The sequence below is a fragment of the Qipengyuania proteolytica genome (genome assembly GCF_019711565.1).
GTDB lineage: Bacteria > Pseudomonadota > Alphaproteobacteria > Sphingomonadales > Sphingomonadaceae > Qipengyuania > Qipengyuania proteolytica.
On the sequence record NZ_JAIGNN010000003.1, the window covers coordinates 1 to 14,288 of the forward strand.

General features: G+C 60.5%; 15 protein-coding genes. 4 read left to right on the forward strand and 11 right to left on the reverse strand.

Translation table 11 applies throughout. The features are described 5' to 3' along the window. The 3 genes from K3172_RS14065 to K3172_RS14075 all read right to left on the reverse strand — a co-directional run. Nucleotides 1-968 (reverse strand): recombinase family protein (locus tag K3172_RS14065; RefSeq protein ID WP_221591223.1); only part of this gene is annotated, 968 nt, incomplete at its 3' end. Beyond that, on the reverse strand, nt 968-1,372 hold the full coding sequence (locus K3172_RS14070; RefSeq protein ID WP_221591224.1) for a DUF2924 domain-containing protein: 405 nt from the start codon (nt 1,370-1,372) through the stop codon (nt 968-970). The genes K3172_RS14065 and K3172_RS14070, both read right to left, overlap by 1 nt. Then, nucleotides 1,365-1,622, reverse strand: a complete 258-nt coding sequence (locus K3172_RS14075; protein WP_221591225.1) for a DUF3489 domain-containing protein — start codon at nt 1,620-1,622, stop codon at nt 1,365-1,367. The genes K3172_RS14070 and K3172_RS14075 overlap by 8 nt, the downstream gene beginning before the upstream one ends. Before the next feature lie 197 nt (nt 1,623-1,819). Between K3172_RS14075 and K3172_RS14080 the strand changes: the two genes are divergently transcribed. Continuing rightward, nucleotides 1,820-2,629: a ParB N-terminal domain-containing protein gene (locus K3172_RS14080; RefSeq protein WP_221591226.1), complete on the forward strand. Its 810-nt coding sequence runs from the start codon at nt 1,820-1,822 to the stop codon at nt 2,627-2,629. 910 nt (nt 2,630-3,539) lie between these two features. Here the strand turns inward: K3172_RS14080 and K3172_RS14085 are convergent. The 4 genes from K3172_RS14085 to K3172_RS14100 form a co-directional block, all read right to left on the reverse strand. Next, nucleotides 3,540-3,710 (reverse strand): hypothetical protein, encoded by a 171-nt coding sequence (locus K3172_RS14085; protein WP_221591227.1) that lies wholly within the window; start codon nt 3,708-3,710, stop codon nt 3,540-3,542. 649 nt (nt 3,711-4,359) lie between these two features. After that, nucleotides 4,360-5,370 carry an amidohydrolase family protein gene (locus tag K3172_RS14090; protein ID WP_221591228.1) on the reverse strand — a complete coding sequence of 337 codons (1,011 nt, stop codon included), beginning with the start codon at nt 5,368-5,370 and terminating at the stop codon, nt 4,360-4,362. 74 nt (nt 5,371-5,444) lie between these two features. Next, nucleotides 5,445-5,957 carry a pyridoxamine 5'-phosphate oxidase family protein gene (locus K3172_RS14095; protein ID WP_221591229.1) on the reverse strand — a complete coding sequence of 171 codons (513 nt, stop codon included), beginning with the start codon at nt 5,955-5,957 and terminating at the stop codon, nt 5,445-5,447. Between the two features lie 247 nt (nt 5,958-6,204). Continuing rightward, on the reverse strand, nt 6,205-7,632 hold the full coding sequence (locus K3172_RS14100) for a serine hydrolase domain-containing protein (protein ID WP_221591230.1): 1,428 nt from the start codon (nt 7,630-7,632) through the stop codon (nt 6,205-6,207). A 167-nt stretch (nt 7,633-7,799) separates the two neighbouring features. On the opposite strand from K3172_RS14100, the gene K3172_RS14105 reads away from it, so the two are divergent. Further along, entirely contained in the window at nt 7,800-9,194 is a 1,395-nt protein-coding gene (locus K3172_RS14105) for an alpha/beta hydrolase (protein ID WP_221591231.1), read from the forward strand. A 271-nt stretch (nt 9,195-9,465) separates the two neighbouring features. Here K3172_RS14105 and K3172_RS14110 read toward each other — a convergent pair whose 3' ends face one another. Next, nucleotides 9,466-10,317, reverse strand: a complete 852-nt coding sequence (locus K3172_RS14110; RefSeq protein WP_221591232.1) for a hypothetical protein — start codon at nt 10,315-10,317, stop codon at nt 9,466-9,468. A 102-nt stretch (nt 10,318-10,419) separates the two neighbouring features. Next, nucleotides 10,420-11,643 carry a S8 family serine peptidase gene (locus tag K3172_RS14115; protein ID WP_221591233.1) on the reverse strand — a complete coding sequence of 408 codons (1,224 nt, stop codon included), beginning with the start codon at nt 11,641-11,643 and terminating at the stop codon, nt 10,420-10,422. A 128-nt stretch (nt 11,644-11,771) separates the two neighbouring features. On the opposite strand from K3172_RS14115, the gene K3172_RS14120 reads away from it, so the two are divergent. Beyond that, a complete protein-coding gene (locus K3172_RS14120) occupies nt 11,772-12,215 on the forward strand; it encodes an RNA polymerase sigma factor (protein ID WP_247718262.1) in 444 nt (147 codons plus the stop codon). Continuing rightward, nucleotides 12,212-12,892, forward strand: a complete 681-nt coding sequence (locus K3172_RS14125; RefSeq protein WP_221591234.1) for a hypothetical protein — start codon at nt 12,212-12,214, stop codon at nt 12,890-12,892. The genes K3172_RS14120 and K3172_RS14125 overlap by 4 nt, the downstream gene beginning before the upstream one ends. A gap of 127 nt (nt 12,893-13,019) precedes the next feature. Here the strand turns inward: K3172_RS14125 and K3172_RS14130 are convergent, their stop codons facing one another. Beyond that, nucleotides 13,020-13,364 carry a hypothetical protein gene (locus K3172_RS14130; protein ID WP_221591236.1) on the reverse strand — a complete coding sequence of 115 codons (345 nt, stop codon included), beginning with the start codon at nt 13,362-13,364 and terminating at the stop codon, nt 13,020-13,022. A gap of 574 nt (nt 13,365-13,938) precedes the next feature. Further along, entirely contained in the window at nt 13,939-14,235 is a 297-nt protein-coding gene (locus tag K3172_RS14135; RefSeq protein WP_221591238.1) for a hypothetical protein, read from the reverse strand. Nucleotides 14,236-14,288: the final 53 nt, after the last annotated feature.

Genomic DNA, 14,288 nt, shown 5'->3' on the forward strand with positions numbered 1-14,288 from the left:
TATGACCGCCCCGATTTGCCGCGCGACGTGGTCGGGCTCATAGGCTCGCCAGCGGCATCAAAAAGCTTGCCCATGAGTGGAGCCTTGATCCTGCGGGCGCTGGCCTTGTTGCTATGCCGCCGAACCTGCGCATCGAGCTTGGCCTGCACCTGGTTGAACACTTCGGCGTCGACGATCACTGCATGCTCGCCTTCATAGATTTCGCCCTTGTGGGTGATCTGACCGAGATACACCCGGTTGCGCAGCAAGTGGAACAAAGCCCCGCGGCTGAATGGCAGCCCGCCCATGGGGCGTCCTTTCGCAGTCACGTGTAGCTTGGAATGGATCGCGCGTGCTTCAAGATCACGCTGCAGGGCGTGGACCGAACCAAGCTCGAGGTAGCGAGTGAAAATGTGCCGCACGCGCTCGGCCTCGTCATCGTTGAGCTTGAGTGTCCTCGATCCATCGGTCGGCGGATCATAGCCCAGCGGCGGAACGCCGCCCATCCACATGCCCCTGGCCTTGGAAGCTGCGATCTTGTCGCGGATGCGCTCGCCGGTCACCTCGCGCTCGAACTGCGCGAACGACAGGAGAACGTTGAGCATCAGCTTGCCCATCGAGCCGGTGGTATTGAACGACTGGGTTACCGAGACGAAGCTGCACTCGTGTTTTTCGAACACCTCGACGATGCGCGCGAAGTCGGCGAGGGAGCGGGTAAGACGGTCGATCTTGTAGACGACCACGATGTCGATCTTCCCCGCTTCGATGTCGGCGAGCAGCGCCTTGAGGCCGGGACGGTCGGTGTTGCCCCCTGAGAACCCGCCGTCATCGTAGCGATCGGGGAGCGCTTTCCAGCCTTCGCTGGTCTGGCTGAGGACATAGGCCTCGCAGGCCTCGCGCTGGGCGTCGAGGCTGTTGAACGACTGGTCGAGACCTTCCTCTGAAGACTTGCGGGTGTAGATCGCGCAGCGCTTGAGCTTGCTGCCCATCAAGCGTCTCGCAATCCGAAGAAGCGCGGTCCGTTCCAGCGGGTGCCCGCTATTGCGGTCGCTGCAGCGGACAGGCTTGGAAACAACTGGCTGCCCCAGCGGAAACCCTGCTCCTCGACTACCACCGTGACCTCGCGCCCCTTCCAGATGCGGGTGAGCCGCGCACCGACACCGAGGTGCTTGCCTTCAGGCTGGACTGTGCCGGACCGAGCAAGCGCCTTGCGGGTCTCGCTATCCAGACCGCCCATTGCTTGCGCCTGCACACGCCATGCGAGCAGTTGTCGCATGATCGGCTCGGAGCGGAGCGGTGGAGGGACGCCGAAGCGTTCCTTCCAGAATGCGCGCAGGCCATCGAGGTCGAGGCTCTCGATCTCGGCAACGAGGGTCTCGACAGCCTTACTCACCGCTGGGCTCCTCGATCCGGTAGCGGCGGGTGCCATCGATCTTCTCCGAGACGATGGTATGGCCGCGCTTTTTCATCGCACCTGCCATCGCGCCCCGCACCGAATGCTGCTGCCACCCGGTGGCCTTGGTCATATCGGCAATGCTTACGCCGGTCTTGCGCTTCAGGAGCTTCTCGAGCGTGTCGAGCTTGCTGGCAGGCTTGGCAGTCGTCGTTGCGTTCGCGCTGGTTGCCTTGGTTGTGCTTGTCATGTCAGTCTCCGGTTTACGCATGGGCCGGAAATGGCCGCCGCTACCGGGACAAGCCCGGCTCGCCGGGCGCGTGGACACCAATGCTCGGAATGCGGGGGCAGTCCAGTCTAAATCTCTCCGTCCCCACAATCCACAGACCGTAATCGGCGCCCACCTTCGAATCCTGCTTTGAGCATGCTATGTTCCTGTTATGAGCAATGCATCCCCCCCCGCCATCCTTCCATGCCGATCGCACACTCGAAGTCGTCTACAAGACGCCGGGCGACCTCGATCCCGACCCGCGCAATGCGCGCACCCACTCGAGGAAACAAATCGCGCAAATCGAGCAGTCTATCCGCGCGTTCGGGTTCACCAATCCGGTCCTGGCAGATCCGGATGGGAACCTGATCGCCGGCCATGGACGACTGCGTGCGGCAAAAAAGATGGGCCTAGACAAGGTCCCTGTGATCACGCTCGATGGTCTCACCGAACCGCAGAAGAAGGCGCTCCGGCTCGCTGACAACAAGATTGCGCTCAATGCAGGTTGGGACACCGAGATCCTCAAGCTCGAGCTGGCCGAACTCTCGCTTCCCGAGATCGATATAGACCTCGGCCTCACGGGGTTCAGTCCCGGCGAGATCGACGTCGTTCTGTCCGAGGTCGAAGAAACTGAACTTTCGGCTTTCAAAGAATTGAAAGACAGGGTCCGCATCAGTGTTGCAGGTGAGCCGGATCTCACTTCATCAGGCAGCCAAGGCCTCGCGCTTGTCTTCCATGAGCTCATCACGAATGCGATAAAATATGGCGCTCTTTCGAATGTCACTGGGCATGTCGAAGTGCGAATTCGCGAGGTAGGCAACTCTGCAATCATTGTCTGGACCGAGCACAACGGACCTGCAGTCGATCCCGAGCGCAACAAGGGATTTGGATCTACCCTTATAGCGAGAGCGCTTGATTCCCATGGCTCGGCGAACCTCGATTTCGCACGAGATGGCGTTGCCTGTCGGATCGAGCTTGATCTTATTTGACGCCATCATCTCAGTGGCAACAATCGGGTCGTTAGCCGCCGATCCGCTCCCAGTATCCTGCTAGCTCGGTGAAAGCAGTGGCTGATCGGTGGAACGCGGTCATTGGTTAGACCGTGTAAGGACAACAGGCCACTCTCAGAGTCTTGCTCTCGGATGCCGGGTCGCACAAGCACCAAGTGGCCTGCCGTCCCTCTGCTTTCTTACTGGGCGGAGAAGTTAACTGCCAATGGGGAAATGTAGCCGTGTCCAGTGTTTGGACCCGCGCCACGATCTCCTGCCAGGAAACGATAGATGGATGTGTCGGGGTCATACAGGCTTTCCCATGAGCCTGGCGAAATACGCTCGAAGATATCGCTGTAGTGTTGGGTCAACAATACTACCAGTTCACCGCGCCTGCTCTCAGATACGAAAAGCGCAGCACCGTGGGGTCGCATCAGTGCGCGGTAGGTATCGCAAAACCTCTTCGTGAGGCCATCAAGTTGATCATGGCAGATAGTTTTATATCGATAAATCATCGGACTAGCGACCCCTCGCTGCCTCGCGCCCGCATCGTCGCCAAGCGCTTGTTATCCAGCCGACTTACTTCGAGCCGAAATGTTGCCATGTCGTAAATATACAATTTGGGCAGCCGGCTCTGCCACATCGCAAGTTGGCTGAAAGCGGCTTCAGAGTGGGTAGGAAGCGGACGCCGTTTGCAAAAGCAAGCCCCCACAGCCCAGAAAAAATGGTGTCTTGCGGGAATGCCCCACTAATAACTGGCAGGTCATTCCTGGTTGCGAACCCAAAGAGCTCATTGTTAGCAAGGGGAGGCGCCACTGTACCAATGCCCGCTGCCGGCAATCGCACTTCGGCGTCATGGTCGACGGAATCCGGACCAACGACGAGAAACGCTGGTCCACAGCCCCCTATCTCAAGCGGCGATGCCCTGCTCGTCGAGTTCGCAAAGACTGTCGATGAGGTCGGCAATTCGCTCGACGGCTTCGCGGGCCTCGCCAGTGTAGCGCCTCGCGTCCGCTCGGACGTAGTCACCAACCGAAGGATGCGCGATGTATGCGATGGCCGCTGTGCGGTACTTTACCATCGCACTGTGCAATTCAGAGTGATTGCTACTTTCTGATGCCACGAGGTCATCTGCCAGTCTGGCCACATCTCGGGCGCATTCCGCCAAGTGTCGTAGCTTAAGTTCCATAATGGCTTCCCCAAATCAGGATGCGCTTGATGCAGTTCAAGCCAGGGGGGAGGAACCGGCACTGCTGCGATCAGAGCCGGACGTCAAATCTGACGATGTGTGCGGACCGTATGGGCTCGGCGTTTAAGGCGACCTTAACACGCTGGCGCTCACATCCAAAATCGGCGTCAAAACCGCATCAAATCAGAAGGATGGCTGAAAGAACAAGCATAAGAGCGCTCAGGCCAACCGCCCATAAAAGTAGAGACTCGCCGCCTCTGTTCCGGGGTGGCCAGTCATCATCATCATCGTTTTTTAGAGCCATAGTGGCGGCGACCGCCCTTCATTTTTTCTGCGGCGAGAAGCGCATCGCCGCCACTTTACCAATGGGCGCATCGTGCGATCGTTCCTAGCCTACCGATGCAACGCAAAGGGGCCGGTCAAGGGGCTGACACTATTCAAGCGCAAGCCAATGTCCGCTTTCGGGTTTGGTAGCTGACTGTCCGCTCTTGGCCGGCAGCTAACTCGGTGAAAGCGTCGTCAGATGGCTGGTACGCAGTCGTTACCGCCCGTGATGGCGGTCAATCTCCTGCTGCGAGAGCCGAAGGAATCTTGCCGCGTTGTTGTAGAGAATATCGCGCTTTTGCTCTTCGGTCAGGAAAGGAGCCGTCGTGATACTGTCCACGGCCACCTCGATGGCTTGCGGCCAGACCATCTGATCGCTGCCAAACATTATTCTTTTGCCGTAGCCTGCTTCGACGAGCCGGCGCAGATGCGCCCAAAACTCGGCACGGTTCACCCCGACATTATCAGCGGAGATGTCGACATAGACTTGGGGGTGCGAGTAAAGGATCGCGATCATCTCGTCGGTCAGTGGCATGCCTGCATGCATGACATAGACTCGCATTTTGGGGTGGCGGGTGAGGAGTTCCTCAAGAAGCATCGGATTGCCAAGTGAGGCGCGATACCTGGGGTATAACCAATAAGGTCCGCCTGGCGCACCGTAGCCCATGTGTATGCCAACAGGGACGTCGAGTCGCTCGGCCATCGCATAGAATGGCGCAAGGCTGGGATGATCGGGCGGAAGGCCACGATATTGCGCAGTGATCTCAGCAAACACACTTGTCTCGCCGCTCTCGAACTGTGCCTCGAGCAGTGCCACTCTACCCTCATCAGGAAGACCTGAGCCATCGAAGAAGTTTTCCGCAGGGATAAACATTTCGGGAGCGGCGGCCAGCCACTTCGCAACAATTGCGCGCTCACCTGAAATCACCCCTGAGACGATATTGAATCGCCGCATTTGCGCGAGTGTCTCTTCAAGTAGTTCTGGATCCGACTTAGGCGCTTCGACCATTTCCTTGCACGTCGCCTGCGCCATGAAGTCAAAAGGCTTGGCAGGGTCCACACCATGCATGTCGATCCCGCGCGCGCCTAAGCATCCGGGTGGTGGGTCGCCGCCAAACTCATCTAGCGACCAGGCATGCATATGCATGTCGATTATGGGTTGGGCCGGACCTTGTGCCGATAGCGCTCCAGAGCTTACCAATGCAAAAAACGAGATCAATTTGCGCATGGAGACGCCTCCACGTCGGATGGAATTTCTCTCTACCGGAACGACCACAGCCCAAGATGCTCCCCAGCGATCTATCATGGCAGGAAAATTCCCTGCGGCTGCCAGTGGCTCTCATTAGGCCAGATACCTTTGCCCATAACTTCCAGCCGTTTTGGTGAAAGGCGGATCAAGGCCAGGTCGTTGGGATAGTCGGGCCAGTTCGAACGGTACTTCTCGCTGAGACCATGGGTCGAAATGGTTTCAGGATCCGTATGCACCGAAGCCAAGCCTGTAAAGCTGGCGTAGAAACTCTCCGCATGATTGTTTGCGGTATCGTCGAACCCAAAATGGAGGGCAACCTTCGGATTTGCCATTATTTGAAGTGTCTTCCGGCTACCCCGACGAGTTGCCATCCACAGACTCCAATCATCTTTAGGGTCAGCTACACCGATTGGACGTGCGCGGGGCATCCCATCCTCATCGATGGTCACCAATACGCCGACATAATCTTCATCAATTATGGCTCGGGCTGCTGCCATGATGAGTGCTGGTTCGTCCACGCGATAAAGGTCACTTGCAGAAGCTTCGCGCGAAGCTTCATTCGCCATTGCAGGAATGGCACCTGCGAGCCCCGCTAAAGGCGCAACCGAAAGTAGGTCTCTGCGTCTTACACCCATGGGACCTCCAAGAGACATCCATCCAATGAGTGTCGGTTCTTACATCGACAGGACAAAGATAGGTACTGTAAATCCTTAGCGTGCGATGTCCGCGATCGGGTCGATTAATGACCGCCAGCTTCTGACACGCGTTAGTTCCTGCAGAATTGTCGCGAACTTGGTGGTTAAATGCTCATGTCTACTCATTGAGACTTCTGGCCGCCTTGCATCCAGTGTCGCTGCCTGTGGCGACCTCTCGGACCCAGTGTTCTGCAAATAGGCCATCATAATACATCAGAAAAGCTGGCGATGGGCCGTCAGCCCCCTGGAAGACGATGCGATCGAGTGGGTAGTCGCTGCGACCAAATATCAGTTTGTCTTGCGCCAACAGCGGCACCGCCGGCGCGTTGCCTTCAGCACGTCTGCGGAACAATTTGCCATCGCTGACGAAAATGCAGGAGACGACGGGGCCTCGAGCATAGGCGCCAGAGAGATCCTCCAGCTCGTCCTCGCTCAGCGTCAGATCATCGAGATCGCTGGGGTTGAGTAAGATCCGCGCTATTCTGGCATGAATAACGCTGGCATCCAATCCGCTGCCAGTTCCGTTGGCAACGACTGCTATGCTATAACCGCTAGCAGGGTAGTGGGCGAGAGTTGCCCATGCCCCGTGCAAGCCCCCGCCAGTGTGCCCCCATGCATCATTATTGCCCAGAATGCCGCCCCGCACACCCAAGCCGTAATCGACAACGACGCCCCCTTCCAACTGTGTGCTTTCCAGCATCCGGATCAGGCTTTCGGGCTTGATCCAGTGTCCGGCGATCAACTGAGCGGGAAGGCCGACTAGATCCGAAGCGGTCGAACATAGTCCACCAGACCCCTGCAGACCCCGAACCTCATAAGCGGGTTCGAGCACAAATCCGCTCTGGGTTGCCAAGTATCCAGTCACCTTGTTCGTTTGGGAAGTGTCGCATGCTCGCAGGGATTGAAGGCCTACAGCCGGGGCGAAAACATCCTCGATGTAGTCATCGTAGGATAGGCCGGTGACGTGTTCGATAATGACGGAGACGAGGGAATAATTGGCGTCGGAATATCGCCAAACCTCACCGGCTCGATTTTCTGATGGGCGCCGCAAAACCGATATGAGGCGATCGCGGTCAAAATAACCTTCCGACACACCGTCTTCTAGTTCTTGGCGAGTATAATCGGGCAGACCAGAAGTATGATTGAGGAGATGGAGAAGGGTGACCGAAGCATGGATCTCATTTGACCCGTACTTCCCCTGCAAGATCTCGCGAACAGGTTGATCAAGAGAGAGCTTTCCGTCTTCGAGAAGCTTCATGACCACGGCAGATGTGACCAGTTTAGAGATCGAACCGAGACGGAAAATCGAGGTCTCATCAACTGCTTCGGCGGTCTCGATTTTTCGCTGACCATATCCGCGGAAGGTGATGGAACCATCGGGGCCGCGGATGGCAATGGCAAGACCCGGCATTGCTCTCGCGGTAGACGCTTCGGCTGCGACCTCGTCGATCGCCTGAAGGGCACTCTCCGACAAGGTCTGTGCCTGCGCGCTTGTGACGTAGAACATTGCACCTAACGCGACCCCCCATTTAATCATCCAAGCCATGTAGCTTCCTCACAATTCAATCCCTGCCTCCAGGTCGATTCAATGGTTGCCCGTTTCGAGGACGCCTTATACTCCTAATTCGGTCGCGAAGTGAGTGGAATGGACACTGGAAAATGTGAATTCCCTGCCAATCGATGCACTGGCAATTGACCAGAGGGAGAAAATGAATGGCCGGCTTCACATTCGTCTCTGCGCTGCTTGCAACGGCTTTACATTCTGGGTTCCATCCGCGACCCTGCACCGACGAGCGCATCGCTGAAATTGCGAGATGTGGCACCATCGATGTTCCCGAAGATCGAAATCTTCCAGAGGGGCGAACGATTTCGCTCAACATTGTGGTCCTTCCCGCGTTGTCCGACGAGCCCCACGATCCGCCGATATTCGACATTGATGGAGGCCCCGGCCTTCCCTCGACAAAGAACGCGGAATTCTACGCGACGTTCGGATCAGCGTACCGGGCCAAGCGGGATATCGTCCTGATAGATCAACGGGGAACTGGTTCCTCGAACCCGCTGACATGTCCTGAGCTTTCTGATCCCGATAACGCCTATGTACCCTTTTTGCCGGTTGATGCTGTCGAGCGATGCCGCAGATCCCTGGAAGTCTCGGCGGATCTGACAAAGTATGGTACTGCCGAGGCCGTTGCTGACCTCGATGACGTCCGATCCGCACTGGGCTACGAGAAGCTCAACATTTTCGCTCTTTCATATGGAACGACCGTTGCCCTGCGTTACATGGCGACACATCCAGACCGTGTCCGAGCGGCCGTGTTGATGGGTGTATCTCCTGCGGATGCAACCCCGCCAAGGATGCACGCACCAGCAGGGCAGAGCGCATTGGATATGCTCATCGAGGACTGTCGAGCCGATACCGCTTGTGCCGCGTCCTTCGAACCAAATGAAGACATAGCGCTGGTTCGCGAGAACCTGCCGACCATTGATGGGGCTCCGCCTGTCGAAGTATTTTTCGAGAAGCTGCGGTCACTGATGTACACGCCGCAGGGCGCCCGAATGGTTCCACTCATTTTGGACCGAGCAGCTGCCAGGGATCTCTCGCCGTTCTATGAGGCGACAAGACCTCGTGGACCGAGCCTTTACGCAGACGGGATGTTCCTTTCGGTGATCTGTTCCGAAGGAATATCACTAATGGATTTGTCTGCGGCCAGGGCGGAAGCGGCAACTACTGTCTTCGGAGATTATCGTCTGCGACGCCAAGCCGAGGCCTGTTCAATTTGGCCGAGTCAGAAACCGAATGAGTCACATTTGTTGCCAGTACATTCAGACGTCCCAGTCTTGCTGATATCCGGAGAGCGGGATCCCGTAACCCCTCCAGTTCTAGCTGATAACGCCGCGCGCACTCTTACTGGTGCGAAACACATCGTCATTCCGCGAAGCGGTCATGTCTTTGATGGTATGTCGGGTATCGAAGAGTGCCTGGACCCATTGATCCTTGATTTCTTCGAAGCCGCGATGATTGAGCTTGTGGACGATAAATGCGTCTCGCAGATGAAGGCGCCAAGCTTCGTCACCGAGGTCACGACGGCGTCGCCTTCAGAGCAGTAACGTCCGCAATCGGGTCGTTAGCTGCCCGTCTGCTCCTTGGCATTGCTGCTCGGTGAAAGCGCCATCAACAGAGGGGAATGCGGACGTCAGCTCTGCACTCGAAATGGATGTTTCGGGTTTCGTCGAACAAACTCGTCGACATCCCTCAGCCGCTCGGGATGCGGCTCGCCATCCCACTTGGCACTGCATTTTCATTTCTGGTGATCGAGAAGGCAAAAGGAAGCGGTAGCCGGGCAACGGCCCGACCACCCCTCCTCCGGCACTCGTTGACTTATTGGGCTGGCTGGTCGCCATCGGCTTCGGCTGGCGGCACGCCTTTGCTCGCGCCCGAGGCAGAACCTTCACCCATCACCAGTGCATTGCCGCTGCCGGTGAGGTTGGTGGCGGGAACGGCGAACTGCTGACCCTGCGCTTCGACCAGTACTTGGCGCACATGGCCGGTCCGGTCGGCGACGATCTGGCGGACTTCGCCGATGGGCGCGCCGTTCGGGTCGATGACCGGCATGTCCGGGGTAACGACGAACGCACCTTCGCCCTCGGCAGCGCCGCTTCCGGCAAGCGCCAGCATGTTGCTGCCGAGCATGCCCGAGCCGGTCGCCGTCCCGCTCGCCGATCCGGCTAGCGCGCCAGCCTGACCGAGCGTTCCGGTGGCGCGATCGCGCGCGGCGCTGACGGCCGGGGTGGCGAGATTGCGGACGGTGGCCGCGGTGTCGGTCGCACGACCGGTCGCTTCACTGGCAAGCCCGCGGACGGCATCGGTGCCGACGAGCTGCGCATTGGCGCTGCCCGTGCCCGAGGCGCTGCCGCTACCCGAAGCCGAGCCGCTGGCGCTGCCGAGGGGTGTATCGAGGAGCTGGTTGGTGGTGGCCTCGAGGCCGGTATCGAGCGAGCGGGTTACCGCGACCGAGCCGCTTTCGCGATCGACCGACTGGCTGCCTTCGCTCCGCGCATCGCCGCGTAGCGAGCCGCGGGTGGCCGACCGCACCGTCGTGGTAACCCCGCGCGTCGCGCCGGTGACGGTCCCGGTGACCTGGCCGATGCCGGCGCCCGAAAGCAGCTGGGCATGCGCCTGCGGTGCGGCGAAGAGGGTGAGCGCCGAAGCGGCGAGGAGAAGCTTTTTCATTCTATGGTCCTTTCGTGTCGGCGGGCGCTGGAGGGTCATGCGCCTGCTTCGAAAGGAAAACGGATCGCCGTCGCGGCTTAATCCATCGAACGGGAAATTTTTCTACCGGCCCGTGCAGGTGCCGCAGACGAGACCGCGGCCATAGACGGGATCGGCACCCTTCTTGCCGAGATCGACCGCCTCGCCGTCGAGCGTGGTGCGCCACGTCCGTCCCGCGCCCATGGCCTGCGCCACGCGGGCCGCAACCAGCGGGGTGGCGAAGGAGGTGCCGCGCAGCCTGATGCGTTTACCCTTGGCATTGCGCCCCGTGATATCGGCACCCGGGGCTGCATAGTCGAGATGCAGCGCCCGGCCCGCCTCGATCAGCGCGCGGCGCTTGCCATCGACCGCCGTCACCGCGACGACATTCGCATAGCTCGCCGGATAGGCGGGGGGGGCCGCAGGACCGTCATTGCCGACCGCCGCGACCACGATCACACCCTTGCGCTGCGCGGCGGCGATGGCGTGGGCCAGCACCGGGTTTTCGGGTCCGACCAGGCTGATCGTCACCACCCGGCTGCCCTCGGCCACCAGCCAGCCGAGGCCGCGTGCGATGGCGAGCGCATTGCCGCCCGCCTTGTCGGTGCCATAGACATCGGCGACGCGCACCGGACCGACCCCTGCCGAGGCAAGCAGCGAGGCGATCGCGCTGCCGTGGTGGCTCGGCGTTGGGGCGCCCTTCGCGAAACCGCGCATGGCCGCAACGGGGACCGAGGGTCCAGGTGCGCCATCGATCATGCCCACCGGTACGGACGTGCCATTTGCCGGGCCGGCACTGGCCAGCGGGAGGACCACGCCCGCGGCATTGCCCGACTGGAAGTGGAGATTGTCTGCGCTGACTACTGCGCCGGGCAGCAGCGTCGCGAGCAGTTCTTCCGCCTGCGCCAGCGTGAGGTCGTCGGGCGTCTTCAACCGCGTGACCGAGAGGCCCAGGCCATCGATGGACTCGCTCCCCAAGGCGACGAAGCCGAGGCCGGATGCCTTTGCGAGATCGCCTGCCGCCGCATCCATCACCAGCAATTCGCCGCGCCTCGCAGCCTCGCCGCGGGCATCGCGCTCGATGATGTCGCGATTACGCCGGACCAGCCGCTCGATATCGCGCAACCGGTCGCGCGCGAGCCGGTCCGCCAGCCGCTGTGTCTCCGCCAGCGTCCGGTCCAGCGTGTCGGTCACGGGCTCGAGCACTTCACCGACGCGCGGAACGGACACGCCCGGCAGCGCGACCTGCGCAGCGAGCGGCGCGGCGAGCACCGCCAGCAAGGCGGGAATGAGGATAATCCGGTGCATCGGCTGTGTCCCTAACAGGAAATTCGATTAAGCATGGATGAAACGCGCGGGCCCGCTCGTTTAATCCGTGGAAGGCAAAGACGCTGAGCACATCGTTCGAGCAGGACCTGCTGGCACTCTTGCCCCGGCTGCGGCGCTTCGCGGTCGGGCTGTGCGGCAATCCCGCCGACGGTGACGATCTTTGCCAGATGAGCCTCGAGCGCGCGCTCGCCAACCGGTCCAAGTGGCAGGAGGGCACGCGGCTCGACAGTTGGATGTATCGCATCATGCGCAATCTCTGGATCGACGAGGGCCGCGCCACCACGCGGCGCCGCGAGACCTTCGTGGATCCCGATGCCGGCCTGTCGGTCGGCAGCGATGGAGCACAGGAATCGGCGGTCGAACTGTCGATGGTCGACCGCGCGATGCAGCAGCTGCCCGAAGAGCAGCGCGAAGCCGTGCTGCTCGTGATGGTCGAGGGCTATGCCTACAAGGAGGCTGCCGAGATCGTCGGCTGTCCGGTCGGCACGCTCAATTCGCGCCTCGTGCGCGGGCGCGATGCGCTGCTCGGGCTGCTGGGAGACACGCAATGACGATTACCCGCGAGGACCTCGCCGCCTTCGCCGACGGCGAACTGTCGGGCGAACGCGAGGCCGAGGTCGCTGCCGCGATCGCGGCCGATCCCGCGCTGGCGCTGGAGGTCGAGGCGCACCGCGCGCTCAAGGCGAAGCTCGCCGGTCATTTCGCGCCGATCGCCGAACAGCCGGTGCCGGAAGCCTTGGCAGCCCTGCTTCAACCGAGAGAAGCCGAGGTCGTCGATTTCGCCGCCGCGCGTGAACGGGTCGAGGCCAGGCGGCGCATTCCGCGCTGGGGCTGGGTCGCAGGTCCCGCCCTCGCAGCCTCGCTGGCGCTCGCGCTGTTCCTCCCACGTGGCGGGTCTTCGCTCGACGAGGAACTCGTGGCGTCGCTCGACAACCAGCTGGTCGCCGATCAGGCCGCCGACGCCGAAACGCGCATCCTCCTCTCCTTCCGCAACCGCAAGGACGAACTGTGCCGCGCTTACACCGTGCCGGGCCGTTCGGGCATTTCCTGCAAGACCGCCAGCGGATGGGAGCAGCGTGCCGACGTCGAATACGCGGCGAACAGTTCGACCGATTTCCGGCAGGCGAGCACCAATCAGATTTTCGAGCAGGTGCAGGAAATGGCCGAGGGACCCGCACTCGATGCCCAGGCCGAAGCCGAAGCGAAGGCTAACGGCTGGCGCCGATAGGGCGCCCACCTTCCTTCAATGACCCCGTTCCAAACGAAAAAGGACCGGAAGCCGTCAAGCTTCCGGTCCCTTCCGGGATGTCGCCCTGCCGGGTCAATCAGGAGGGATTGGCAGGGGGACGGGCATGTCAGTCCACGATGCGGACGGTGCCGTAGCGATAGCCCTTCTCGGCCATGTCCTCGATGTAATCGACGCGCTCGTGCTTGAGTTCGTGGGCATATTCTTCCCACGCATCGCGGCGGTCCTCGAGGTCGCTTGCGCGGCGCAGGTCGCTCACCAGCTCCTTTTGCGCTTCGCCAATGTCGTTGCGATAGTCGAACCAGCGGCTGTTCTCGATACCCGCGATCGGGCTGTCGATGATCTGCGCTTCCTCGGCGCGGGCCAGTTGCTCCTCGTAGAGCATCGGGGCGGCGGCGGTAGCAGCGGTGGCAAGGCCGATAGTGGCCAGCGAAACGAAGGTAAGCTTTTTCATTCCAAGTCTCCTTTTGTCGGCAGGGCCACCTCGGCGACCCGCTTGAAATGAGAACGAGGGGGCCGTGCGATCTAATCCACGCCCCACGACATTTTTCACTCGATCCACTCGCAAAGGTGTGCAGTGTGCGACGGAAAGGCGGGCAAAGCCCCTTCGGTTGGCGGCGGGCACAGTTGAAATCGGGCGGCGCTTGAAACTGGGGAGATCATTGCCGCGGGCGACCAGTCTGCTGAGCTCCAGATGGGCTTCCTAACGAGTCGCTGAATCACTTCCACGCGAGCCGTGTTCTGATGAGGTCGGGCGTTCAACTTACCGCACTACTGACGACACTAAGTCGAGACATGCATCGAATGTGTTTTCGAGTAATGACCGGGTCCCCTCTCACCTCGTCCGGTACCAGACTGTCCGCAATCTGCCCCAAAGCTGTCCCTAGAGTTGGCTTGAACCGAGCGTCTGCAAAGGGGCCGTTGGCGGACAGTCTGCTTACTGGCGGCCGACATCACGAAGCGGACTTACAACTAAGGGACCTCACAGTGTCAGAGCCAAAGTCAGAAAAAGCGAAGTGCACCTCGTTCTAGGTGTTTGATGTCGGACAAAAATTCGAGCGGCAAGTGATCCGGCAAGCCGTCACGAGCGCCCCGCGATGTCCGCAACCGCGACATTTTAGGCAGGCCTGCACGCGCTCGATCGGCCATTTCGACCGCGCCGCACCCAGCTCGATCTGCAGCAGCACCGCATTCGCCAGCATCACGCGCTGGCACCGCCTGCATTCGACCCGCAGGTTGTAGCCGCGCCGGGCGAAGTCGTGAACGGTATCGAGTCGGAAGCGCCCCATGCGCACGCGATGGAACATCCAGAGAACATCGGTCAATGGGGCGAGTCTGGAAAGAAGCTCTGTCCGGGCGGCCGCCCGCGCTTCGCCGC